This window comes from Roseococcus thiosulfatophilus (genome assembly GCF_017311575.1).
Taxonomy (GTDB): Bacteria; Pseudomonadota; Alphaproteobacteria; order Acetobacterales; family Acetobacteraceae; genus Roseococcus; species Roseococcus thiosulfatophilus.
This window is the reverse complement of sequence record NZ_JAFFQY010000063.1, coordinates 143,279-168,027: the sequence shown is the minus strand read 5'-3', so window position 1 is coordinate 168,027 and position 24,749 is coordinate 143,279. Positions and strand designations below refer to the sequence as shown.

Sequence of the window (24,749 nt, the reverse complement as noted above, 5' to 3'; positions counted from 1 at the left end):
AAAACCCGGGGCGAAGGTCGTTAACCCCCGCCCCTGGGACAGAGCCCTATTCCGCCGCCGCGGGGCGGCCGTCGGGCTCCGGCAGGGCGGGCGCCGCCGCCGGCAGGCGCCCACTGTCACGCTGCGCCGCGATGGCTCGCAGGCGGTTCATCACCGAGCCCGTGCCCGCGGGGATCAGGCGCCCCACGATCACGTTCTCCTTGAGGCCGCCCAGGTTATCCACCTTGCCGGCCGTGGCCGCTTCGGTGAGCACGCGGGTCGTCTCCTGGAAGGAGGCGGCCGAGATGAAGCTCTGCGTCTGCAGGCTGGCCTTGGTGATGCCCTGCAGCACGGGCTCGGCCCGCGCGGGGCGTTCGCCGAGTCGCAGCCGCTTCTCGTTCTCCGCGTCGAACTCGAAGCGGTCCACCTGCTCGCCGATCAGGAAGGTGGTCTCGCCGGGCTCCAGGATTTCGACCTTCTGCAGCATCTGGCGAACGATCACCTCGATGTGCTTGTCGTTGATCTTCACGCCCTGCAGGCGATAGACGTCCTGGATCTCGTTCACGAGGTAGTTGGCCAGCGCCTCCACGCCCAGCACGCGCAGGATGTCGTGCGGCACGCGGGGCCCGTCCACCAGCGGGTCGCCGGCCTTCACATAGTCGCCTTCCTGCACCGAGACGTGCTTGCCCTTCGGCACCAGGTACTCGCGCTCGATCGGCGGCTCGTCGCCCAGCGGCTCGCTCTTCACGATGATGCGGCGCTTGGCCTTGTAGTCCTTGCCGAACTCCACCCGCCCGTCGATGTCGCTGATGATGGCGGCATCCTTCGGACGGCGGGCTTCGAACAATTCGGCCACGCGAGGCAGACCACCCGTGATGTCGCGCGTCTTGGACGATTCGCGCGGCATGCGGGCCACCACGTCACCGGCCTCCACCGTGGCCCCATTGTCCACGCTGAGCACGGTGTCGGGGCTGAGGAAGTAGCGCGCCTCCGCCCCGTTGGGCAGCTTCAGCACCTCGCCGCGCTCGTCCTTCATGACGATTCGGGGCCGCAGGTCCACGCCCTTCGCCGCGGACTTGTAGTCCACCACGACCTTCGAGCTGAGGCCCGTCACCTCGTCCTGCCGCTCGACCAGGGTGATGCCCTCGATCAGGTCGGCGTATTCGACGCGGCCCGCGCGCTCGGTCAGGATGGGCAGCGTGAACGGGTCCCATTCGGCCAGCTTCTGGCCGCGGGTCACCACATCGCCATCCTGGATGAGCAGCTTGGCACCGTAGGGGATGCGGAAGCGCGCGCGCTCGCGGCCATTCGCATCCATCAGCAGCACCTCGCAATTGCGGCTCATCACGATCGGCGCGCCGGTCGAGTTGGTCACCAGGCTGAGGTTCAGCAGCTTCGCCGTGGCCTCCGTTGTGGCCTCCACCGCCGACTGCTCGGCGCCACGCTGCGCCGCACCGCCGATGTGGAAGGTGCGCATGGTCAGCTGCGTGCCCGGTTCGCCGATGGACTGCGCGGCGATGACGCCCACCGCCTCGCCCATGTTCACCGGCGTGCCGCGCGCCAGGTCGCGGCCATAGCACTTGCCGCAGACGCCCTGCTTCGATTCGCAGGTCAGCACCGAGCGGATCATCACCGCCTCGACACCCGCCTGCTCCACGCGCTCAGCCGCGGCTTCCTCGATCAGCGCGTTGCGCGGAACGATGACCTCGCCCGTCGCGGGGTCGAGGATGTCTTCCTGCGCCGTGCGACCCAGGATTCGCTCGCTGATGGAGGAGACGACGTCACCGCCATCCATCACCGCGCGCACGTTCAGGCCGCGCTCCGTCCCGCAATCATCTTCCATGATGATGCAGTCCTGCGCGACATCCACGAGACGGCGCGTCAGATAGCCCGAGTTCGCGGTCTTCAGCGCCGTGTCGGCCAGGCCCTTGCGGGCACCGTGGGTGGAGTTGAAGTACTCCAGCACGGTCAGGCCTTCCTTGAAGTTCGAGATGATCGGCTGCTCGATGATCTCGCCCGACGGCTTGGCCATCAGGCCGCGCATGCCGGCCAGCTGGCGCATCTGCGCCGGCGAACCACGCGCACCGGAATGCGACATCATCCAGACGGAGTTGGTCGGGCGGCCGATCTCCTGCTTCTGAATCTCCTTCATCATCGCGCCCGCCACCGCATCGGTGCAGCGCGACCAGGCGTCCACCACCTTGTTGTAGCGCTCGCCCGAGGTGATGAGGCCGTCGAGGTACTGCTGCTCGAACTCCTTCACCTCGGCCTTGGTGGTCGCGATGAGCCCTTCCTTTTCGGCCGGGATCATCATGTCGTTCTTGCCGAAGGAGATGCCGGCCTTCGCCGCGTGACGGAAGCCGAGGCCCATCAGGCGGTCGGCGAAGATCACGCTCTCCTTCTGGCCGCAATGACGGTACACCGCGTCAATCACGTCGGAGATGGTCTTCTTCGTCAGCAGCCGGTTCAGCAGGCTGAACGGCAGCGCCGGGTGCTTGGGCAGCAGCGCAGCCATCAGCATGCGGCCCGCCGTGGTCACCACGCGCTCCATCACCAGCTGGCCATCCGCGTTCATCGTCTCGCGACGGGTGCGGATCTTCTGGTGCAACGTGATGGCACCCACCGAAAGCGCATGCTCGATCTCGGCCAGCTCACCCAGCAGCGGCGCGTCCTTCTCCTCGGTGGCGAGGAATTCGGGGGTCTCCAGGCTGAGGTAGTAGATACCGAGCACGATGTCCTGGCTCGGGACGATGATGGGCTTGCCGTTCGCAGGGCTGAGGATGTTGTTGGTGGACATCATCAGCACGCGCGCCTCGAGCTGCGCTTCCAGCGACAGCGGCACGTGCACCGCCATCTGGTCGCCGTCGAAGTCGGCGTTGAAGGCGGTGCAGACCAGCGGGTGCAGCTGGATGGCCTTGCCCTCGACCAGCACCGGCTCGAAGGCCTGGATGCCCAGGCGGTGCAGGGTGGGGGCGCGGTTCAGCAGCACCGGGTGCTCGCGGATCACCTCTTCCAGGATGTCCCACACTTCGGGACGCTCCTTTTCCACCATCCGCTTGGCCTGCTTGATGGTGGAGGCGTGGCCGTACTTCTCGAGCTTCGAGTAGATGAAGGGCTTGAACAGCTCCAGCGCCATCTTCTTCGGCAGGCCGCACTGGTGCAGCTTCAGCTCAGGGCCGACGACGATGACCGACCGGCCCGAATAGTCCACGCGCTTGCCCAGCAGGTTCTGCCGGAAGCGGCCCTGCTTGCCCTTCAGCATGTCGGAGAGCGACTTCAGCGGGCGCTTGTTCGTGCCCGTGATGGCGCGGCCGCGGCGACCATTGTCGAACAGCGCGTCCACCGCCTCCTGCAGCATGCGCTTCTCGTTGCGCACGATGATGTCGGGCGCGCGCAGCTCGATCAGACGCTTGAGGCGGTTGTTGCGGTTGATGACGCGACGATACAGGTCGTTCAGGTCGGAGGTCGCGAAGCGGCCACCATCCAGCGGCACCAGCGGACGCAGCTCGGGCGGGATCACCGGCACCACGTCCAGGATCATCCACTCCGGACGCGCGCCGGATTCGCTGAAGGCCTCAATCAGCTTCAGGCGCTTCACCAGCTTCTTGCGCTTGGCCTCGCTGGTGGTCTCCTTCAGCTCCGCGCGCAGGCGCGTGCCTTCCTTGCCCATGTCGAGGCCGGCCAGGATCTCCTTCACCGCCTCGGCGCCGATGCCGACGCGGAAGGCGTCCTCACCGAACTCCTCCTGCTTCTGGTAGAGCTGGTCCTCGTTCACGAGCGAGTGCAGCTTCAGGTCCGTCAGGCCCGGCTCCAACACCACATAGCTCTCGAAGTAGAGGACCTTCTCCAGCTCCTTCAGCGACATGTCCACCATCAGCCCGACGCGGCTGGGCAGGGACTTCAGGAACCAGATGTGGGCCACGGGCGCCGACAGCTCGATATGGCCCATGCGCTCGCGCCGGACCTTGGCGAGCGTCACTTCCACGCCGCACTTCTCGCAGACGATGCCGCGGAACTTCATCCGCTTGTACTTGCCGCACAGGCACTCGTAGTCCTTGATCGGCCCGAAGATGCGGGCGCAGAACAGCCCGTCCCGCTCCGGCTTGAAGGTGCGGTAGTTGATCGTCTCGGGCTTCTTGATCTCGCCATAGGACCAGGAGCGGATCTGCTCCGGCGAGGCCATGGAGATCTTGATCTGGTCGAAGGTCATTGCCTGGCCGGTCTGGCCCAGGATCTTCATCAGCTCGTTCATGCCGCCTCGCTCTTTGCCCGGCGCGCGCGCGGGGCCTTGAAGGGGGTGTGGCGGGGCGCGTCAGGGCGCCCCGCAAAGTGCGAAATCAGGGGCCGCGGTTCTCGAGGTCCACGTTCAGGCCGAGCGACTTCAACTCCTTCACCAGGACGTTGAAGCTCTCGGGGATGCCGGCCTCGAAGCTGTCCTGGTCGCGGACGATCGCCTCATAGACCTTGGTGCGGCCGGACACGTCGTCCGACTTCACCGTCAGCATCTCCTGCAGCGTGTAGGCGGCGCCATAGGCTTCCAGCGCCCAGACCTCCATCTCACCGAAGCGCTGGCCACCGAACTGGGCCTTGCCGCCCAGCGGCTGCTGGGTGACGAGGCTGTAGGGGCCGATGGAACGCGCGTGGATCTTGTCATCCACCAAGTGGTGCAGCTTCAGCATGTAGATGTAGCCGACCGTGACCTTGCGCTCGAAGCGCTCGCCCGAGCGGCCATCGTGCAGCCAGACTTGGCCCGAGGTGTCGAGGCCCGCGCGCTCCAGCATGCCCTCGATGTCGCCCATGCGCGCGCCGTCGAAGACGGGCGTCGCGATGGGGATGCCCTTCTTCAGGTTGTCGCACAGCTCGATCAGCTGGTCCTCGTCCATGGGGGCGATGTCACGCTCGAACACCTCCTCGCCATAGACCTCGCGCAGCTTCGCGTGCAGTTCGTCGCGCACGGCGGAGGAGCGGCGGAAATCTTCCACCAGCTCACCCACCTGGCGGCCGAGATTGGCGCAGGCCCAGCCCAGATGCGTCTCCAGGATCTGACCGACATTCATGCGCGAGGGCACGCCAAGCGGGTTCAGCACCAGGTCCACGCTCGTCCCGTCTTCCAGGAAGGGCATGTCCTCGATGGGCACCACGCGGGAGACAACGCCCTTGTTGCCGTGGCGGCCGGCCATCTTGTCACCGGGCTGCAGCTTGCGCTTCACGGCCACGAAGACCTTGACCATCTTCATCACGCCGGGCGGCAGTTCGTCGCCGCGCTGCAGCTTCTCGACCTTGCTGTCGAAGCGCTTCTGCAGCCGCTCCACCGCCGCGTCGAACTCGCGCTTCAGCGCCTCGATCTCGGCCATGGCGGCATCGTCCGCCACCGCGATCTGGCGCCAGGTCGCCTTCGCGAACTGCTCCAGCACCTCGTCGGTGATGACGGTGCCGGCCTTGACGCCCTTGAAGCCGCCGCTGGCCTTGCGGTTCAGCAGCCGCTCGCGCAGACGGCCGTAGAAGCTGCGCTCCTGGATGGCCTTCTCGTCGTCGCGGTCCTTGGCCAGGCGCTCGATCTCGGCGCGCTCGATCGCCATGGCGCGCTCATCCTTGTCCACGCCGCGGCGGCTGAACACGCGCACATCCACGATGGTGCCGGACACGCCGGGCGGCAGGCGCAGCGAGGTGTCGCGCACGTCGCTCGCCTTCTCGCCGAAGATGGCGCGGAGCAGCTTCTCCTCCGGCGTCATCGGGCTTTCGCCCTTCGGCGTGACCTTGCCGACGAGAATGTCACCAGGGTGCACCTCGGCGCCGACATAGACGATGCCCGCCTCGTCGAGGTTCCGCAGCGCTTCCTCACCGACATTCGGGATGTCGCGGCTGATCTCCTCCTGGCCCAGCTTCGTGTCACGCGCCATCACCTCGAATTCCTCGATGTGGATGGAGGTGAACACGTCATCGCGCGCGATGCGCTCGCTGATGAGGATGCTGTCCTCGAAGTTGTAGCCGTTCCAGGGCATGAAGGCGCAGAGCACGTTGCGGCCCAGCGCCAGCTCGCCCAGTTCCGTGGACGGACCGTCGGCGATGATCTCGCCCGCGCTCACCTTGTCGCCCACCTTCACCAGCGGGCGCTGGTTGATGCAGGTGCTCTGGTTGGAGCGCTGGAACTTCCGCAGGCGATAGATGTCCACGCCCACCGTCTGCCCGTCATTGCCGGTTGCGCGCACCACGATGCGCGCGCCGTCGATCTGGTCCACCACGCCGTCGCGCCGGGCGGAGATGGCGGCACCCGAATCCCGGGCCACCGCGGCTTCCATGCCCGTGCCCACCAGCGGCGCGTCGCTCTTGATGAGCGGCACGGCCTGGCGCTGCATGTTGGAGCCCATCAGCGCGCGGTTGGCGTCGTCGTTCTCCAGGAACGGGATCAGCGCGGCCGCGACCGAGACAAGCTGCTTGGGCGAGACGTCGATCGCCGTCACCTCCTCGGGCTTCACCAGACGGAAGTCACCGCCCTGGCGCACGCTCACCAGTTCGGAGCGGAACTCGCCCGTCTCGGCATCCACCTCGGCATCGGCCTGGGCAACGACCAGCTTCTCCTCCTCCATGGCGGAGAGGTAGCGCGGGTCGCCCACGATCTTGCCTTCCTTCACGAGGCGATAGGGCGTCTCGATGAAGCCGTACTTGTTCACCCGCGCGAAGGTGGCGAGGGAGTTGATCAGGCCGATGTTCGGCCCTTCCGGCGTCTCGATGGGGCAGATGCGGCCGTAATGCGTCGGGTGAACGTCACGCACCTCGAAGCCCGCGCGCTCACGCGTCAGACCGCCCGGGCCGAGCGCCGAAAGGCGGCGCTTGTGCGTCACCTCGGAGAGCGGGTTGGTCTGGTCCATGAACTGGGACAGCTGCGAGGAACCGAAGAACTCCCGCACCGCCGCCGCCGCCGGCTTCGCATTGATCAGGTCATGCGGCATCACGGTGTCGATATCCACCGACCCCATGCGCTCCTTGATCGCGCGGTCCATGCGCAGCAGGCCGACGCGGTACTGGTTCTCCATGAGCTCGCCCACCGAGCGCACGCGCCGGTTGCCGAGGTTGTCGATGTCGTCGATGGAGCCGCGGCCATCCTTCAGGTCCATCAGCACGCGCATGGTGCTGACGATGTCCTGCTTGCGCAGCGTACGCAGGTAGTCGGGCGCCTCCTCCAGCGAGAAACCCAGCCGCATGTTCATCTTCACGCGGCCCACCGCCGAGAGGTCATAGCGGTCGGCGTCGAAGAAGAGGCCCTTGAACAGCGTCTCCGCGGTTTCCGGCGTCGGCGGCTCGCCCGGGCGCATGACCCGGTAGATGTCCATCAGCGCCTCTTCGCGGTTGCTGTTCTTGTCCACCACAAGGGTGTTTCGCATCCAGGGCCCGACCGACTGGTCGATCGCCAGCGTGGGCAGGCGGTCCAGCCCGGCATCCTCGATGGCGGCGAGCTTGGCCTCGGTCAGCTCCTCGCCGGCCTCGGCCCAGATTTCGCCCGTCTCGTAGTTGACGAGGTCCTCGGCCATGAAGCGGCCCAGCAGGTCGGCGCGGCCGACCAGAACCTCGGTGGTCCCGGCTTCCGCGATCTTGCGGGCGGCGCGGGGCGTCATCTTGGTGTCCTTCTCGGCCACCACGGCGCCGGTGCGCGCATCCACCAGCGGCTCCAGCAGCTTGATGCCCTTGAAGCTGTCCGGATCGAAGGCGCGCGACCAGCCCTTGGGCGAGCGGGTGAACACCACCTGGCCATAAAAGGCGGACAAGATTTCCTCGGCGTCCATGCCGCGGATTTCGGCCGGGTCCATCTCCAGCCCCTGGGCGGCGCGGTCCACGCGCTTCGCCTCGGTGGCGGCGCTGTCCAGCGCCATCAGCAGGGTGGAGGCCGGCAGCTTGCGCTTGCGGTCGATGCGGACGTAGCAGATGTCCTTGGCGTCGAACTCGAAGTCGAGCCAGGAACCGCGATAGGGAATGACGCGCGCGGCGAACAGGTACTTGCCGCTGCTGTGCGTCTTGCCGCGGTCATGGTCGAAGAACACGCCAGGCGAGCGGTGCATCTGGCTGACGATGACGCGCTCGGTGCCATTGATGATGAAGGTGCCGTTGTCCGTCATGAGCGGCATGTCGCCCATGTAGACGTCCTGCTCCTTGATGTCGCGGACGGAACGCGCGCCGGTGTCCTCGTCCAGGTCCCAGACGATCAGGCGCAGCTTCACCTTCAGCGGCGCGGCGAAGGTCAGGCCGCGCTGGATGCATTCCTCGACGTCGTACTTCGGCTCCTCCAGCTCGTACTGGACGAATTCCAGACGGCCACGGCCCGCGAAGTCATTGATGGGGAAGACGGACTTGAACACCTCCTGCAGGCCGGTATTGGTCCGGCTGTCAGGATGCGTCTCCATCTGCAGGAAATTGGCGTAGGAGGCGCGCTGCACGTCAATCAGGTTCGGCATCGGCGCGATCTCGGGTAGCCGCCCGAAGCTCTTGCGGATCCGCTTGCGTGCCGTGAACGACTTGCTGATGGCGTTCATGCCTGTTCCGCTTTCCTATCAAGGCTTGATGCGCGGACCCATCGCCCGGCATCGGTAGTTTGGGCTCCAGCGGGCACCCTGCCCCCCGGAACAGCCAGAGGGGCGGCAATCAGACCCTGATTGCCACCCGCCCCAACCTGGTAGAAACCGTGGCGCCGAAGGTGGCGCCGCGGGATTACTTGACTTCGACCTTGGCGCCGTTTTCTTCCAGCACCTTCTTGATCTTGTCCGCCTCTTCCTTCGACACGTTTTCCTTCACGGTCTTCGGAGCGCCTTCGACCAGGTCCTTGGCTTCCTTCAGGCCCAGGCCGGTGATGGTGCGGATTTCCTTGATCACGTTGATCTTCTTGTCGCCACCGGAGGCAAGGATCACGGTGAACTCGGTCTGCGCCTCAGCGGCGGGCGCGGCGGCGCCACCGGCGGCCGGAGCGGCGGCAACCGCCACCGGCGCGGCGGCGGAGACGCCCCACTTCTCTTCCAGCATCTTGGAGAGCTCGGCGGCCTCCAGGACGGTCAGGGCGGACAGCTCATCAACGAGCTTAGCGAGATCGGCCATATGCGTATTCCTTCGATTTAATAGCTTGACTGTGGCTTGACAACCCCACCGCGCCACGCGGCAGGGCCAGAGTGTTCGGTGGCAGCCTCGGCCCCCTGTGCGGGGAGAGGACGCGCGACCCGGTGCCGGGGCGAAGCCCGGCCAGGGTCACGCGGCGTCCTTCTCCGCATAGGCCTTCAGCACCCGCGCCATCTGCCCGCCAGGTGCTTGCAGCACCCCGGCGATCCGCGTGGCCGGGGTCTGGATCAGACCCACAAGCCCCGCGCGCAGCGTCTCCAGCGACGGCAGCTCGGCCAGCGCCTTGACCCCTTCCGGGGCCAGGTTCTGGGTGCCGAGTGCGCCGCCCAGGATCACGAACTTGTCGTTCGTCTTGGCGAACTCCACGGCGGTCTTCGCCACCGCCACAGGGTCCGTCGACCACGCAAGCGCGGTCGGACCCTTCAGCAGCGGCGCGATGCCCTGGAAGCGGGTGCCGTCGAGGGCGCGAGTGGCCAGCCGGTTCTTCGCGACCTTGTACGTCGCGCCCGCGGCCCGCATCTTCCGGCGCAGATCATCCACCGCCGCGACCGTCAGACCCTTGTTCTGGGCGACGAGGACGAAGGAGGTCTCACCGAAGACGCCGACCAGGGACTCGACGAACGCGCGCTTTTCCGTGCGGTCCAATTCACGTCTCCGTCGGTGGCCGGAACCTTTTGGAAGGGCGCCGGCCGGTTCACACGGGGGTGGCGGGACCATTCCCCCCACCCCGTTCGCCTGTCGTTGCCGGAAAGCCAAGCCATCATCGCCCAGGCGCTCGCGCCCAGGGATGGCATCTCGGTTCCCCGTCTCATGCGGGCGGGGCGGACCCCTTCAAGCTGCCCGTTGCCGGGCGGCACCTGCAATCTCCGACAGGATCGGCGGGGGCGAACCCCCGCCTGCGCGGCCAGGCCCCGGAGGGCCGGGCCGAATTCCGTTCAGCCCGCGCCGATGGTGGACACGTCCACCTTCACGCCCGGACCCATGGTGGAGGACACGGCCACCTTCTTCACATAGGTGCCCTTGGCGCCCGTGGGGCGCGACTTCTGGATGGCGTCCACGAAGGCGCGGGCGTTGTCCAGCAGCTTGTCGGCGTCGAAGCTCGCCTTGCCGATGCCGGCGTGGACAATGCCAGCCTTCTCCGCGCGGAACTCCACCTGGCCAGCCTTGGCGGCGGTCACGGCACCCTTTACGTCCATGGTGACGGTGCCGAGCTTCGGGTTGGGCATCAGGCCGCGCGGGCCCAGCACCTTACCGAGGCGACCGACGAGCGCCATCATATCCGGCGTCGCGATGCAGCGGTCGAAGTCGATCTTGCCTTCCTGCACGGCGGCGGCGAGGTCATCGGCGCCCACCACGTCGGCGCCGGCGGCCAGCGCCTCCTCGGCCTTCGGGCCGCGGGCGAAGACGCCCACGCGGACCGACTTGCCGGTGCCATTGGGCAGGCCCACCACGCCGCGGACCATCTGGTCGGCATGGCGCGGGTCAATGCCGAGGTTCATCGAGATCTCGATGCTCTCGTCGAACTTGGCCTTCGCATTGGCCTTGGCCAGGGCGATGGCTTCCTCGAGCGGGTAGAGCTTGGCGCCATCCACCTGGGCGGACAGGGCCTTCATGCGCTTGGTCATCTTGGCCATGGCTCAGCCCTCCACCACGGTCATGCCCATGGAACGGGCGGAACCGGCCAGCATGCGAACCGCGGCTTCCTCGTCCACGCAGTTCATGTCCTTCATCTTGACCTTGGCGATCTCGAGCAGCTGCGACTTCGTCACGCGGCCCACCATCGCGCCCTTGCCGGGGGTAGTGCTGCCCTTCTCGATCTTCGCCGCCTTCAGCAGGAAGTAGGTGTTGGGCGGGGTCTTCGTGATGAAGGAGAAGGTGCGGTCCGTGTACGCGGTGATGACGACGGGCGTCGGCGTGCCCGGCTCCATCTGCTGCGTCGCCGCGTTGAATTCCTTCACGAACTGCATGATGTTCAGCCCGCGCTGACCCAGCGCCGGGCCCACCGGCGGCGACGGGTTCGCCTTGCCGGCCGGGATCTGCAGCTTGATGTAGCCTGCGATCTTCTTTGCCATGAACCTGTTCAGTCCTCTCGCGTTGTGAGAGACCCGCGGTGCCAGCGGCCCCCCGCCAAGTGGGGCGAGGACAACCTCCCGCGTTTCTCCACCCCGGCGGCGTGGCCTCCGGGGTTGAAGCGGGGCGCGTAGCGCGGAATCCCAAGGGTGTCCATCCCCGCCCGGGGCACGGAATGCGTGCCCCTCGTCCAGCGCATGGGTCGCATCCCGCCCCCCTGCCCTGGACGCGGCCCGCGACCCGGCCCCATCCTGCGGCGGTGAGTAGCATCGCCCCCCCGTCCCGCATTCTCGTCGGCATCCTTTTCATGGTCACCGCGGGGTTGCTGTTTCCCGTCATGGGGGGCTTCGCGAAGCTGCTGGGGCAGGACTATTCCTCCCTGCAGATCTCCTGGGCGCGGGCCTTCGGGCATATCCTGTTCCTCTCCGCCCTCTTCATGCCGCGCATGGGGTTGGCGCTGTTCCGCACCAAGCGGCCGGGGCTGCAGTTGGCGCGGTCCTCCATGCTGTTCACGTCCAACCTTTGCTTCTTCTATGCCATCGCGTTCATTCCGCTGGCCAAGGCGGCCGCCATCTCGCTGGCGGCACCACTGATCGTGGCGCTGCTGGCCTGGCCCATCCTGAAGGAGCGAACCACTTGGGGCCGCGTCATCGCGCTGCTGATCGGCTTCGTCGGCGTGCTGGTGGTGATCCGGCCCGGAACGGCGCTGTTCCACTGGGCCTCGCTCTTCATCCTGACCAGCGCCACCGCCTATGGCGTCTACCAGATCCTGACGCGGCTGATCGCGAGTTCGGACTCGCCTGAGACCTCCGCCCTCTATTCCGCCTTCGTGGGCGGCTTCGGCATGCTGGTGGTGCTGCCGTTCGTCTGGCTGACGCCCGCGAGCCTGTTGGATGTGGGGCTGTTCATCGGGGTGGGGGTGCTGGGGGCGCTCGGCCACTACTGCGTGGCGCGGGCCTTCGGCTATGCGCCGGCCAACATCATCTCGCCCTTCCAGTATTTCCAGCTGCTGGGATCGGTGGCGGTGGGCTGGCTGCTGTTCACCGAGTTCCCGGACAGCATGACCTGGCTGGGGGCGGCCATCATCTGCGGGGCGGGGCTGTATATCGGCTGGAGCCAGACGCGGCGGCGGCCCGCGTAAAGCGGGCGCCGCCGAAGACGGCGCCCGGCAAGGGGTGTCGGAGAGGCCTAAAGCTTCTCGACCTGCCCGTATTCCAGTTCCACCGGGGTGGAGCGGCCGAAGATGGACACGCTGACCTTCACCCGGCCCTTCTCCTCGTCCACCTCTTCCACCGTGCCGTTGAAGCTGGTGAAGGGGCCGTCGGAGACGCGCACCTGCTCGCCCACCTCGAACAGCACCGCGGGGCGGCGGGGCTTCTCGGCCCCCTCCTGCACGGCGTTGACGATGCGCATCGCCTCGGCCTCGGTGATGGGCTGGGGCTTGTTGCGCGCGCCGAGGAAGCCCGTGACCTTGGGCGTGTCGCGCACCAGGTGCCAGGTGTCGTCGGTCATTTCCATCTTCACCAGGACATAGCCCGGGAAGAACTTGCGCTCGGCGTCCACCTTCTGGCCGCGGCGCACCTCGGTCACCTGCTCGGTCGGCACCAGGATGTCGTCGATCCGGTCCGCCAGGCCGGATTTGGCCGCCTGCGCGCGAATCTGCTCGGCGATCTTCTTTTCGAAGCCCGAATAGACATGCACCACATACCAACGCTTGTCGGCCATCGGCCTGAACCCCGCTTGCGCTGTCACAGACCGAACACCCAGCCCATCAGGAGCTGGATGATCTGGTCCACGATCAGGAAAAATACCGCCGCGAGCGCCGACAGGGCCAGCACCAGGCCGGTGGTGATGAGCGTCTCCTTGCGTGTCGGCCAGGTGACCTTGGAGGTCTCCTGCCGCACTTCCCGGACGAATTGGACGGGGTCGGGTCTGGCCAAGGTGCTGTGTCCTGAAACGTCGCCGCAATATGCGGCCTCTGAAAGCATGACGGCGGCCGTTGTGCAACGTGCCGCCGCCAAGCCTGTCAAATCTGGCAGGGGTGGAGGGTCTCGAACCCCCAACCTCCGGTTTTGGAGACCGGCGCTCTAGCCAATTGAGCTACACCCCTCCGCGGCAACCGCGCCGGGGGTTATCCCCCCTGCGCGGCCGCGCCGCAAGCGGGCCTTACTTCGAAATGCTGGCGACGACGCCCGCACCCACGGTGCGGCCACCCTCGCGGATCGCGAAACGAAGCCCCTCATCCATCGCGATCGGCGCGATCAGCTCCACGTCCATCGAGACGTTGTCGCCGGGCATCACCATCTCGACGCCCTCGGGCAGCTGCACCACGCCCGTCACGTCCGTCGTGCGGAAGTAGAACTGCGGACGATAGTTCGTGAAGAACGGCGTGTGGCGGCCGCCCTCCTCCTTCGTCAGGATGTACGCCTCCGCCTTGAACTTCGAGTGCGGCTTGATCGAACCGGGCGCCGCCAGAACCTGCCCGCGCTCCACATCCTCGCGCTTCGTGCCGCGCAGCAGCGCGCCGATGTTGTCGCCCGCCTGGCCCTGGTCCAGCAGCTTGCGGAACATCTCAACGCCCGTGACGACCGTCTTCACCGTGTCCTTCAGGCCCACGATCTCGACTTCCTCACCGACCTTGATCACGCCACGCTCCACGCGGCCCGTCACCACCGTGCCGCGACCCGAGATCGAGAACACGTCCTCGACCGGCATCAGGAACGGACGGTCAATCGCGCGCTCCGGCTGCGGAATGTAGCTGTCCACCGCCGCCATCAGCTCCAGCACCGCCTGCTCGCCGATCTCAGGCTGCTTGTCCTCCAGCGCGCACAGCGCAGAGCCCTTGATGATGGGGATGTCGTCGCCAGGGAACTGGTAGGAGGACAGCAGCTCGCGCACCTCCATCTCCACCAGCTCGACCAGGTCGGGGTCCGCCATGTCCATCTTGTTCAGGAACACCACCAGCGCGGGAACGCCCACCTGGCGCGCCAGCAGGATGTGCTCGCGCGTCTGCGGCATCGGGCCATCCGCCGCCGACACCACCAGGATCGCGCCGTCCATCTGCGCGGCACCCGTGATCATGTTCTTCACGTAGTCCGCGTGGCCAGGGCAGTCCACATGCGCGTAGTGGCGGTTCTGCGTCTCGTATTCCACATGCGCCGTCGAGATCGTGATCCCGCGCGCACGCTCCTCAGGCGCCTTGTCGATCTGGTCGTACGCCGTGAACGTCGCACCACCCGTCTTCGCCAGCGTCTTCGTGATAGCCGCCGTCAACGACGTCTTGCCATGGTCCACATGGCCGATCGTCCCAATGTTGCAGTGCGGCTTGTTCCGCTCAAACTTCGCCTTGGCCATCTGTGGTCCCGCTCCGCGAATGATCGTTCCTGAAACCGCATCCGCGCGAGCGCGACCCAGCGGGAGCACCACCCTGGAGCGGGTGAGGGGAATCGAACCCCCGTAGCCAGCTTGGAAGGCTGGTGCTCTACCATTGAGCTACACCCGCGCCGAGGCGGACGCCTGCATCACGCCAGGAGCGCCACCCCATATCGGGACGGCACCCGCTGCTCGCGCCGGGAATATGGAGGGGGCTGGATTCGAACCAGCGTAGGCGCAAGCCAACGGATTTACAGTCCGTCCCCTTTAGCCACTCGGGCACCCCTCCGCACGCGGGCGAGAGCGGACGCCTTCAAGCGGTTTCGCCGCCCCCTGTCAATGCGGGCTGCCGCGCCGTCAACGCGCCAAGGCGATGGGCGAGACCGTTCTCCTCCAGGAAGGCACGGTAGATGGAGAAATTGCGCGCATAGGCCGCCTCGAAGGGCGCGAAATCCGCGCCCTCCAGCATCGCCTCCAGATCCATGGCGCCGGCGAGCTGCATCTCGATCGCGGGGAGATCGAAGACATCCGCCATCTCGCGCGTGCGGGTGTCATAGACGATGGGAATGGCGGGTATGCCCTGCTGCAGGGCCATCACGTTTCCGTGCAGGCGCAGCCCCAGCACCACATCCACATGGGCGGCCAAGTCCTCGGCCCAGCTCTCGATGTCGATATGGGCCGCCATGTGCCGCCCGAGCAGCTGCGCCACCTGCGCGTCACCCGAGAGGCCATACAGGCCCAGCACCTCCCGCAGCCGCCCGGCACGCAGCGTGGGCGCGCCAAGGGCCAGCAACATCTCCTCCCGCTCGCCCTGCGCGTAGAGACGGCTGCCGGGACGCCGCGCCACCTCCGCCAGCAGGCGCCGCTGCGCAATCTGGGAGAGGCCGTGGCTCGGCGTGTACTCGCCCTGCAGATGCCGGTTCAGCGTCAGGCCCAGGCGCCCGGTCCGGGCCTGCACGGGACGGATGGGGCGTGTGGGCGCGCCGGAGCGGTAGAAGCTCGGGCAGCCGATGATGCGCGTGTTGCGGATGCCGAGCGCCGCCAGCACCTCGGCCGAGTACACGCCCCGCACACCGAGGCTCTCGGATTTCTCCGCCACCAGGCGCCAGAAGGCCACCGAGCCCTCCGGCAGGCTCAGGCGGCGGTAGGAGGCGGCCTGCGCGCCCACCCCCAGCGCCACCACTGGCCCGGTCAGGTGCCGCAGCAGGGGCACCACATGGCCGAAGTCCAACCCCTCCATGAGGTAGTTGGAGCCGCGGATGATCGTGATGTCCGGCTGTTCCTGTGGCCAGTGCTTCCGCTCGCCGGCGGCGGCGAAGCCCAGCTGCGTGACCTTGGTCGCGTCAAGGTGCCGCAGTGTCGCGTCATAGACCAGCAAGTCGCCGGTGTTGATGCCGCGCGCGCCGAAGAAGGCCTCGGGGTCGGGAATGCGAAGTTCCGCCCCCGCCAGGCCGGTCCGCACGGAGGCACCGGCATTGAGGACGAAGACATGCATCCAGGGGGACCCCCTCGGGCAGCAATGGTGCGGTCAAGAAGATTCGAACTTCCACGGGGTTGCCCCCACTAGCACCTCAAGCTAGCGCGTCTACCATTCCGCCATGACCGCGACGCGGTGGGGGCTGTAGCGCATGATCCCGCCCGGTTCAACTGACCCGATGACGAATCTCTCCTGGACCATCTCCGAGGGGCTGACCCCCTACCCTGATGCGCTGGCCGCCATGGAGGCCCGCGTGGCCGCCATCCGCGCCGGAACCGCACCGGAATGCGTCTGGCTGGTCGAGCACCCGCCCAGCTACACCGCCGGCACCAGCGCCAAGCCCGAGGAGCTGGTGGAGACCCGTTTCCCGGCTTTCGCGGCCGGCCGCGGTGGGCAATGGACCTACCACGGACCTGGCCAGCGCACCGCCTATGTCATGCTGGACCTGACGCAGGCGCATGGCACGGTGAAGCCGCGCGACGTGCGCGCCTATGTGCATGGCCTAGAGGAATGGATGATCCGCGCGCTGGACCGCTTCAACATCCGCGGCGAGCGGCGCGAGGGCCGGGTGGGCATCTGGGTGGTGAAGCCGGGCGGTGTGGAATGCAAGATCGGCGCGATCGGCGTGCGGGTCACCCGCTGGGTGTCGTGGCACGGCATCGCGCTGAACCTGGAGCCGGACCTCAGCCATTTCGGCGGCATCATCCCCTGCGGCATCCGCGAGCATGGGGTGACCAGCCTGCATGACCTCGGCGTGCTGGCCAGCATGGAGGAGCTGGACAGCGCGCTGAAATCCGCCTGGGGAGAGGTGTTCGGCGAGCCCGAGAGCGCTCAGTAGCCCAGCTTCGGGTCCACCGCCTGGGACAGCGGCTCGCCCGCCAGCAGGCGGCGCGCATTCTCGGCGAAAAGGGCCGCCACCACCTTGTCGCGCTCCGGGTGCAGCCCGCCGATATGGGGCAGCACCACGCAGTTGGGGGTGGTCCAGAAGGGGTGGCTCTGGGGCAATGGCTCCTCGCGGAACACGTCCAGCACCGCGCCCGCGATCACGCCGTCCTTCAGGGCCTGGACAAGTTCCTCGTCCACGATGGCGGAACCGCGGCCGAAATTGATCAGCCAAGCGTCGCGCTTCATCCGCCCGATTCGCGCGGCGTTCATCAGGTTGTCGGTCTCGGGCGTGGCGGGCAGCAGCAGCAGCACGAAGTCCGACTGCGCCAGCACCGCGTCGGTCTCGTCCGGGCCGAACACCTGCTCCACATGCGGCACGGCGCCGGGGCTGCGGCGGGTGCCGATGACGCGCATCTCCAGCGCGGCCGCCTTGCGCGCCAGCTCCACGCCGATGGCACCCAGGCCCAATATACCCAGCGTCTTTCCCGCCAGGGTGGCCGCCACACGCCGTGTCCAGCGCGATTCCCGCTGGTCCATGGCGGCGGCGTGATAGGGCTTCGTGATGTGGAAAAGCGCGCCCAGGATGTTCTCGGGCATCTGCACGCGGTGGGTCCCGCGCGCGCAGCACAGCGTGACGTCGGAACGGAGGTCCGCCCGGCCGATCCAGTTCTCCACGCCGGCCGTCAGCGCCTGCACCCAGCGCAGCTTGGGCATCTGCGCCAACAGGCCCGGCGGGGCGCCCCAGGCCAGCAGCCCCTCGGCCTCGGCCAGCAGGGCAGCGTCAGGCGTCTCGGCCCGTTTCAGCTCCTGGATGCGGAAACGCCCCGCCACGCCGGCCTCTTCCAAGGCGCGGCGATACGGGGCGGTGTTGTCGTGCCAGAGAAGCAGAAGCGGGGCCATGACGTCTCCTGGGTTTTGCCCAGGCTAGCGCCATCAGCCCCGTGCGGTCACCTCAGGGTCCGCGCGCGAGAAAACCGCGCTGCTGCGGCGCGCCCGGGCGGCGACGCCCCTCGCTGCCCGCAGGCTTCACGAAGCTGCGCGGGGCGGAGCTGCGCTCCTCCCGGTGGTCGCCGCGCGGCGCGGGCTTGGCCGGGCGCTGCGGCCCGGGCCGGCCGCGCTGCGGGCGGGCGGGGGTGGCGCGGTCATCCAGCGGGCGCGAACGGTCGGTGCGGATGTCCGAGGTCTCGATCTTCTGGCGCGTGGTGCGCTCGATCGCGCGCAGCAGTCCGATCTCGTCCGGGGCCACCAGCGCGATGGCCTGGCCCGAGGCGCCGGCACGCGCGGTGCGGCCGATGCGGTGGACATAGGTCTCGGGCACTTCCGGCAGCTCGTGCTGGATGACATGCGTCACGTCCGGCACATCAATGCCGCGCGCCGCGATGTCGGTCGCCACCAGGATGGGCGCGCGGCCGGACTTGAACTCGGCCAGGGCGCGCTCACGCTGGGACTGGCCCTTGTTGCCATGGATGGCGTTGGCGCTGAGCCCGTCCTGCTCCAGCGACTTCACGATCTTGTCGGCGCCATGCTTGGTGCGGGCGAAGACCAGCACGCGGCCCACGCCATCCTCCTTGAGCAGCTTGGCGAGCGTCGCGCGCTTCTGCCCGCCTTCCAGGATGATGCAGCGCTGGTTCACGCGCTCGGCCGTGGTGGCGACGGGCGTCACCTCGATCCGCACGGGTTCACGCAGCATGTCGGCCGCGAGCTTCGCGATGTCGGGCGGCATGGTGGCCGAGAAGAACAGCGTGGTGCGGTCCGTCGGCACCGCGCGGACCACCTGCCGGATGGCGGGCAGGAAGCCGCGGTCCAGCATCTGGTCGGCCTCGTCCAGCACCAGGATCTGGGTGTGATCCAGGCGCGCGGCGCGGCTGTTCATGTGGTCCAGCAGGCGGCCGGGGGTGGCCACCACCACGTCCACGCCGCGGGCCAGCGCCCGCTGCTGCGGTGCATGGCCCACGCCGCCGAAGATGGTGGCGACGGAGAAGCCCATGTGCTTGCCATAGGCCTTGAAGCTGTCGGCGATCTGGCTGGCCAGCTCGCGCGTCGGGCTCAGCACCAGCACGCGACAGCCGCCCTTGGGCGGGCGGCCGGGCGTCTCGGCCAGGCGGTGCAGGATGGGCAGGGCGAAGGCGGCGGTCTTCCCGGTGCCGGTCTGGGCGATGCCCAGCACGTCACGGCCCGACAGCACGGTCGGGATGGCCTTGGTCTGGATGGGGGTGGGGGCGGTGTAACCGGCCTCTTCCAGCGCGCGCAGCAGCAGCGGGTTGAGGTTCATTTCAGCGAAAGTGGTCATGATAAATCCAGCAGCGCGGCGCCGCGTCACGGGCCGCGAAGTTCAGGGTGGACACCCCGCGTGGCTGGGCTGATCCGGGAGAGAGCATCGGGAATCCGGCAGTTCGGCTGCCTGGTGCGCCACGATAAGGGCCGTGGCACGGCGCCGCTCACGCGGCCGGATCCGGGCGGGGTGCTTCCCCGCTGACGCCGGACACATGATGCATCGCAGCAAAAAAAGCAAGGGGTCTCGAGGTTAAAGTGTCGGAAGGCGTTGGAATCCTGGCTCGCCGGGGGGTTCGGCGAAGCTCTCCTCGATGGCGGTCACACGCGCCAGCGGCGGCCCCAGCCGGCAGGCCGAGACCACCGCCTGCACCGCCGGCGTCTCGCCCGCCAGCAAGGCCTCGACCGTGCCGTCGGCACGGTTGCGGACCCAGCCGGATAGCCCGTGCCGCTCCGCCTCCGCCAGCAGCCAGTCGCGGAAGCCCACCCCCTGCACGCGGCCCGTGATGCGCAGCCGCAGGGCGGTCACGGCGCCAGTTCCAGCAGCCGCACGGCGAGGCGCAGGTCGGTCGCCACCTTCTCCCGCCGTTCCTCGGCCATCCAGTCGAGGCCCCATTGCTCCTCCTGGAACAGCTCATCCAGGATGGAAAGGCGATGCGCCTCCTCCACGGCCAGGGCGCCGCGCTGCACGGCCAGGCCCAGCACCAGGCTGCCCAGCGCCGGCACCAGCACGCCCAGGGCGGACAGCCGCAGCGCGTCAAGCCGCGCCACCGCGCGGGCCAGGGCGGCCAGGGCCACGGGTTCCTGCGCCACGGGCATCAGCCCATCCGTCACCGCCAGCCGCGCGCCCAGCACCTCGGCCGACCAGTCGAGCCAGGGTTGCCAGCCCGCATGCTGGCGGGCGGCCAGCACCGGATCCTCGGCGCGGTAGCAGAGCAGGTCGGTCTCGCCATACTTGGCGATGGCCAGCATGGTGGCCTCCGGCGCGGGCGCGATGCGCTCCGCCGCGGTGCCGATGAGGCGCGAGAGCGGCACGTCCTCCCAGCTCATCTCGCCATCGCGGGCGCCGCCGGCGGCCTGCCATTCGGCGGCCAGCGCCTCGGCCAGCGCGCGGGTCTGCACGGCCAGCGTCCCGCCACCCGGCAGACGCACCGGCTTGCCGTCGAGATGCACGGCGAAACCCTCCGCCGCGGGCACGACCGAGGCATGGTCCCAGAAACGCTTCATGCGCTCATCCTAGCGTCTGATCCGCGGAGGCGGAATCGCCGGAGCGGTGAATCAGTCGCTGAAACAAAGCGAGGCCGTGATCCATCCAGGTGGATCACGGCCTAACGCCGCAGGAAACCGCGCAAAAGCTCGTTCACCGCCGGGGGCGCACCCGGGATGGCGCCCTCGGCCGGCGCGGTCTCGGTGGTGGCGGGCGTGGGGTTGGCGGGCACCGGCCCATCCCGCCCGCCACGCGCGATGCGCAGCGTGGTGGCGCAATCGGGCAGCGAGGGCATGCCGCCACCGCCCAGGGCGCCGGCGATGAGGCCCGCCCCCTCCAGCCGGGGCGCCATCAGCCGCCCGGTCAGCGGCACAGGGGCACGGACGCGCAGCCCGGCCACGCGCAGGTCAGTCAGCAGGCGCATGGCCAGCACCTCGTCGGAGAGACGAATCGTCCCCTCCCCCGCCACGCGCCCCGCCGCGCCGTCAAGGAACAGCGTCGTCACCCGCGCCAGCCCCTGCTCCACATCGGTGCGGAAGGCGAGGCAGGCCAGCGGCGCGCCGGGGGCCAGCAGCGGCGTGAGCTGCTGCAAGGTCTGGCCCAGCCCGCCGCCCAGCCGGGCGTCAATGACGGCCACGCCCAGATGCCCCGTCAGCGTTGCCGCCAGGGCGCGCAGCTCGGCCCCCTGCCCGCGCAGATCCATCTCGAGATCGGCCCGCCCGCCCGTGGGCGCCTGGGTGCCGATGGAAGCGAGCAGCGCCGCGAGGTCGAGTCCCTGCCCGCCCCCGGACACCTGCACCAGCGGCACCTGCCCGCGCGCATCGGCCGCCACCCTCAGCGTGAGCCGCCCGCCGGGCACATTCGCGGCGAAGGGGTTCAGCCGCGCCTCGCCCGCCGCGTTCACGAAGCGGCCCTCGACGGCGGTGGCGGCCAGGCCGGGCTGCACCAGCTCGGCCAGGGTGAAGCGCAGGTCGGCGTCGAAACCCCGCAGGAAGGCGAGGTCGAGCGGCGTGGCCGGGATCAGCCGCGCCGGCTCCGCCGGGGTGGGGGCCGGCGCGGCGGGCGCGGGCACACCCGCACCCGCCGGGGCGGCCGGCAGCCGCAATGCCCCCAGGTCGAGCCGCCGCGATTGGACCTGCCCCCGCATGCGCGGCCGGTCGGCCCAGCCCAACTGTAGCGAGCCTGCCAGGTCACCCGCCGAGGATTCGGCGGTGAACTGGCTGATGGACACGCCCTCCTGCCCGCGCACCGTCAGGTCCGCCCGGAGCGCGAGGCCGGTCACCGGCGGCAGCGGCCGACCCGCCAGCGGCGACAGGGCGGCGAGCTCCGGCACATCCGCCTCCAACCGCAGCGCCTGGGGCCAATTGCCGGCCACCGTCATCACCGCCTGGCCGGAGGCCACTCGCGCCGTGACCTCGGCGGGGCCACCAGCCATGAGGGCGGCGGGCGGGGCACGCAGCGCGACCTCCAGCGGCGCGCCGCGCCAAGCGAGGCGGGCATTGCCTTCCAGCGGCGCGTCCGGCGCGGGCAGGCGCAGCTCCAGCGCGGCGAGGGTGACGCCCATGACCTCGCCCCCCGTGGCGCGGAGCTCGAGGTTGCTGAAGCGGGGCGGCCCCTCCCCCAGCCCGCCCTCGGCGCGCAGGGAGACACCGGTCAGCGCCGGCAGCGGCTGCCCGACCAGCGGCGAGAGGGCGGCCAGGGCCGGAACTTCTCCCGCAATACGCCCCTGAACCACGGCACCACGGCGCTGGCCTTCGACGGAAAGCCGCGCCCCGGCGGCGGTGAGGTTCAGCGCGAAGGGGGCCTCGCCCGCGCCCATCCAGGCCTGGGGCGGGGCCACCTCCCCTTCCAGGACCAGCGGCGTGGCCCGCCATTCACCGCGCGCGGCCAGGGCCAGCGGCGCGCCGGCCGAGGGGCTGGTGAGGGTCGCCTCGGCCAGGGTGAAGGTCTCGCCGCCATGGGTCACCCGCCAATCCGCGAGGCGGGCGGCGCGCAGGTCGAGCGTCATGGGCTCCCGTGCTTCGCCGGGCGCCGGCGCGGGCACGGCGGCCTCGGGCGCGGCGGCACGCGCCCAGGCATTGGCATCCAGGCGCAGCACGCCGCCCGTCAGTTCCAGCCGGTCCACTTCCACATGGCCACGGCTCAGCGGCAGGATGGCGAGGCGCAGCGTGGCATCCTCGATGGACAGGATGGGCGCGCCATCGGCCCCCGTGGCCGTGATGCGGCTGGCGCCCAGGCTGGGCGTCAGGGCCGGGCGCAGCGTCAGCGGCCCCTCGATGCGGACCGGATGGCCCAGCGCCTGGCTCGCCGCGCGTTCGGCGCGCGGGCGGAAGGCATCGGCGTCGAAGAACAGCATGAAGCCCGCCACCGCCAGCAGCGGCAGCGCGACGACCACGGCCAGCAGGCCGATCAGAAATTTCTTCATGCGAGGCGCCGGGGGGGCTTGGGGGCGGGGTTGTCGAAGCCCAGGAAGCGCATGGTTTCCTCCATGTGCGGCGGGGGCGCGGCCATGGCCTCGAGCACCCCGCCATCAGGGTGCGGCACCCGCAAGGCGCGGGCGTGCAGGTGCAAACTGCCTGACAGCCCCTCGAGATGCGCGGCCGCACCGCCATATTTTCCATCGCCCAGGATGGGCGTGCTGAGGGCGGTGGCGCAGTGGACGCGCAGCTGGTGGGTGCGGCCGGTGTGCGGCTTCATCTCCAGCAGGGCGGCGCGGCGCTTGGCCACGTCCAGCAGGCGGTATTCGGTGGTGGAGCGAACCACGTCCGGGCCCCGCGCGCCCGGGGGGGCGGCCACCACGCGCTCCCGCCCGCCACCGCCTTCCTTCATCAGCGGCATCTCGATCGTGCCGGCGTGGTGCAGGGGTTCGCCGACCACCACGGCCCAGTAAGTCTTCTCCACATCGCGGCCGCGGAAGGCCTTGGCGAGGAAGGCCGCCGCCTGGACCGTCCGGGCCAGCAGCAGCACGCCCGAGGTGTCACGGTCCAGCCGGTGCACCAGGCGCGGGCGCTCGCCGTCGAAGGCCAGCGCGTCCAGCATGCCGTCCAGATGCTTCGTGATGCCGGGCCCGCCCTGCACGGCCAGGCCCGGCGGCTTGTCCAGCACGATCACGCTGGCGTCCCGATACAGCACGCGCGCCTGGAGTTCGCGCGCGGCGGCCTCCGGGATGGGGCGCGGCTCGGCCTTCGGCGCGGGCGTGTCGGGCATGGGGGGCAGGCGCACCTCCTGCCCGGCGGCGAGGCGCGTATTGGCCTCGGCGCGCTTGCCATCCACCCGGATCTGCCCGGTGCGGAGCATCTTTTGCAGCGCGCCCTGGGTAAGGGCCGGGTAGCGGCGGCGGAGCCAGCGGTCGAGGCGGGTGTCCGCCTCGGCGGGCGGGACGGTCAGGGTGGCGAAGGACATGGGGTGGGGTTTAGCGTCTGATCGCCTTCGGCGGTATCGCCGAAGGCGTGAATCAGCCGCGCGCCAGGGCGAAAGCCCTTTCCCCCGCCGCCATCACTCCCGCACGAACTCCCACTTGAACCCGCGCTCGGCGCCCTTCAGCCGCCCCACCGTCGGGTGCGCGAAATGGATGGGCAGCATCAGCGTGGGCGTGTCCGCGACCTCCTCGAAGACCCGCCGGCGCGAGGCCTCGGCCTGCTTCGGGTCCCAGCAGAAAATGGTGGACAGCGAGGGGTCCGTGCACTGCAACTGGTGGTGCATCATGTCGCCCGCGATGATGGCGCGCTGTCCCCGGCTCTCGATCTTCACGCAGCAATGGCAGGGGGTGTGGCCGGGCGTCAGGATCAGGCTGAGGCAGTCATCCAGCGTGTAGCTCTCATCCACCAGCAGCGCCTGGCCGGCCTCGACGATGGGCAGGCAGTTCATGCGCCACACGCCGCCCGCGCCGCCGGCCTTCTCGACGCCCTGGGCGTCCAGCGCCTCCCAGGCGGCATATTCGCCCTTGTGGAAGATGTATTTGGCGTTGGGGAAGGTCGGCACCCAGCGGCCATCCACCAGCTTGGTGTTCCAGCCGCTGTGGTCAATGTGCAGGTGCGTGCAGAAGACGTAGTCCACATCCTCGGGCGTCAGGCCCTCGGCGGTCAGCGCGTCCATCCAGGGCTGCTTGGGGAAGTCCATGGGCGGCGGGTAGCCCTTGTGCTCACCGGTGCAGGTGTCCACCAGGATCACATGCTTCGGCGTGCGGACCACGAAGGTCTGGTAGGTGATGACCATCTTGCCGCTGGCGCGGTCGAAGACCTCGGGCTCCAGCCCCGCCATGTTGTCGGCCTGGGCCTCGGCGTTCCAGCCCAGGAAGAATTCCTGCGGGGTGCGCCAGGGGCCGTCTCGCTCGATCAGGCTCGTGATGGTCACATCGCCCAGTTGCAGCCGCTTCATGGCGTCATTCCC

At 69.0% G+C, this 24,749-nt stretch carries 19 protein-coding genes and 4 tRNA genes; 2 read left to right on the top strand and 21 right to left on the bottom strand.

Annotation, left to right across the window (positions count from 1 at the left end; translation table 11 throughout):
* Positions 1–46 precede the first annotated feature (46 nt).
* The 6 genes from rpoC to rplK form a co-directional block, all read right to left on the bottom strand.
* Entirely contained in the window at positions 47–4,231 is a 4,185-nt protein-coding gene (gene rpoC, locus JTN19_RS18830) for a DNA-directed RNA polymerase subunit beta' (protein WP_206935822.1), read from the bottom strand.
* Positions 4,232–4,316: 85 nt separating this feature from the next.
* Entirely contained in the window at positions 4,317–8,504 is a 4,188-nt protein-coding gene (rpoB, locus tag JTN19_RS18825; RefSeq protein WP_206935821.1) for a DNA-directed RNA polymerase subunit beta, read from the bottom strand.
* 175 nt (positions 8,505–8,679) lie between these two features.
* Positions 8,680–9,060 (bottom strand): 50S ribosomal protein L7/L12, encoded by a 381-nt coding sequence (rplL, locus tag JTN19_RS18820; RefSeq protein ID WP_206935820.1) that lies wholly within the window; start codon positions 9,058–9,060, stop codon positions 8,680–8,682.
* A 147-nt stretch (positions 9,061–9,207) separates the two neighbouring features.
* The gene (rplJ, locus tag JTN19_RS18815; RefSeq protein ID WP_184385289.1) at positions 9,208–9,723 is read right to left on the bottom strand and encodes a 50S ribosomal protein L10; all 516 of its coding nucleotides are present in this window, start codon (positions 9,721–9,723) and stop codon (positions 9,208–9,210) included.
* Positions 9,724–10,013: 290 nt separating this feature from the next.
* Complete coding sequence (gene rplA / locus JTN19_RS18810; RefSeq protein WP_206935819.1) at positions 10,014–10,712, bottom strand: 50S ribosomal protein L1; 699 nt, start codon at positions 10,710–10,712, stop codon at positions 10,014–10,016.
* Between the two features lie 3 nt (positions 10,713–10,715).
* Complete coding sequence (gene rplK / locus JTN19_RS18805; RefSeq protein ID WP_206935816.1) at positions 10,716–11,150, bottom strand: 50S ribosomal protein L11; 435 nt, start codon at positions 11,148–11,150, stop codon at positions 10,716–10,718.
* Between the two features lie 257 nt (positions 11,151–11,407).
* On the opposite strand from rplK, the gene JTN19_RS18800 reads away from it, so the two are divergent.
* A complete protein-coding gene (locus JTN19_RS18800) occupies positions 11,408–12,289 on the top strand; it encodes an EamA family transporter (protein WP_206935813.1) in 882 nt (293 codons plus the stop codon).
* Between the two features lie 47 nt (positions 12,290–12,336).
* On the opposite strand, the gene nusG is transcribed toward JTN19_RS18800, so the two are convergent.
* From nusG to JTN19_RS18760, 8 genes are all read right to left on the bottom strand, one after another.
* Positions 12,337–12,873, bottom strand: coding sequence for a transcription termination/antitermination protein NusG (nusG, locus tag JTN19_RS18795; RefSeq protein ID WP_184385283.1), 537 nt, complete (start codon positions 12,871–12,873; stop codon positions 12,337–12,339).
* 23 nt (positions 12,874–12,896) lie between these two features.
* Positions 12,897–13,088 carry a preprotein translocase subunit SecE gene (gene secE / locus JTN19_RS18790; RefSeq protein WP_206935811.1) on the bottom strand — a complete coding sequence of 64 codons (192 nt, stop codon included), beginning with the start codon at positions 13,086–13,088 and terminating at the stop codon, positions 12,897–12,899.
* 93 nt (positions 13,089–13,181) lie between these two features.
* Positions 13,182–13,258, bottom strand: a tRNA-Trp gene (locus JTN19_RS18785).
* Between the two features lie 56 nt (positions 13,259–13,314).
* The gene (gene tuf / locus JTN19_RS18780) at positions 13,315–14,502 is read right to left on the bottom strand and encodes an elongation factor Tu (protein ID WP_206935809.1); all 1,188 of its coding nucleotides are present in this window, start codon (positions 14,500–14,502) and stop codon (positions 13,315–13,317) included.
* 74 nt (positions 14,503–14,576) lie between these two features.
* Positions 14,577–14,650 (bottom strand) — tRNA-Gly (locus JTN19_RS18775).
* Positions 14,651–14,726: 76 nt separating this feature from the next.
* Positions 14,727–14,809: transfer RNA gene (locus tag JTN19_RS18770), tRNA-Tyr, on the bottom strand.
* Between the two features lie 24 nt (positions 14,810–14,833).
* Complete coding sequence (locus JTN19_RS18765) at positions 14,834–16,015, bottom strand: polysaccharide pyruvyl transferase family protein (RefSeq protein ID WP_206935805.1); 1,182 nt, start codon at positions 16,013–16,015, stop codon at positions 14,834–14,836.
* A 25-nt stretch (positions 16,016–16,040) separates the two neighbouring features.
* Positions 16,041–16,126: transfer RNA gene (locus JTN19_RS18760), tRNA-Leu, on the bottom strand.
* 49 nt (positions 16,127–16,175) lie between these two features.
* On the opposite strand from JTN19_RS18760, the gene lipB reads away from it, so the two are divergent.
* Positions 16,176–16,835 (top strand): lipoyl(octanoyl) transferase LipB, encoded by a 660-nt coding sequence (gene lipB / locus JTN19_RS18755; RefSeq protein ID WP_206935802.1) that lies wholly within the window; start codon positions 16,176–16,178, stop codon positions 16,833–16,835.
* Here the strand turns inward: lipB and JTN19_RS18750 are convergent.
* From JTN19_RS18750 to JTN19_RS18720, 7 genes are all read right to left on the bottom strand, one after another.
* On the bottom strand, positions 16,829–17,782 hold the full coding sequence (locus JTN19_RS18750; protein ID WP_206935799.1) for a D-2-hydroxyacid dehydrogenase: 954 nt from the start codon (positions 17,780–17,782) through the stop codon (positions 16,829–16,831). The two genes, lipB and JTN19_RS18750, sit on opposite strands and share 7 nt — an antisense overlap.
* A 52-nt stretch (positions 17,783–17,834) precedes the next feature.
* Positions 17,835–19,172, bottom strand: a complete 1,338-nt coding sequence (locus JTN19_RS18745) for a DEAD/DEAH box helicase (protein WP_206935796.1) — start codon at positions 19,170–19,172, stop codon at positions 17,835–17,837.
* A 234-nt stretch (positions 19,173–19,406) separates the two neighbouring features.
* Positions 19,407–19,682, bottom strand: a complete 276-nt coding sequence (locus JTN19_RS18740) for an acylphosphatase (protein ID WP_206935794.1) — start codon at positions 19,680–19,682, stop codon at positions 19,407–19,409.
* On the bottom strand, positions 19,679–20,380 hold the full coding sequence (locus tag JTN19_RS18735) for an ATP12 family chaperone protein (RefSeq protein ID WP_206935791.1): 702 nt from the start codon (positions 20,378–20,380) through the stop codon (positions 19,679–19,681). The genes JTN19_RS18740 and JTN19_RS18735 overlap by 4 nt, the downstream gene beginning before the upstream one ends.
* Positions 20,381–20,481: 101 nt before the next feature.
* Entirely contained in the window at positions 20,482–22,785 is a 2,304-nt protein-coding gene (locus JTN19_RS18730) for an AsmA family protein (protein ID WP_206935789.1), read from the bottom strand.
* Entirely contained in the window at positions 22,782–23,762 is a 981-nt protein-coding gene (locus tag JTN19_RS18725; RefSeq protein WP_206935787.1) for an RluA family pseudouridine synthase, read from the bottom strand. The genes JTN19_RS18730 and JTN19_RS18725 overlap by 4 nt, the downstream gene beginning before the upstream one ends.
* 93 nt (positions 23,763–23,855) lie before the next feature.
* Positions 23,856–24,737, bottom strand: a complete 882-nt coding sequence (locus tag JTN19_RS18720; RefSeq protein WP_206935783.1) for an MBL fold metallo-hydrolase — start codon at positions 24,735–24,737, stop codon at positions 23,856–23,858.
* Positions 24,738–24,749 lie beyond the last annotated feature (12 nt).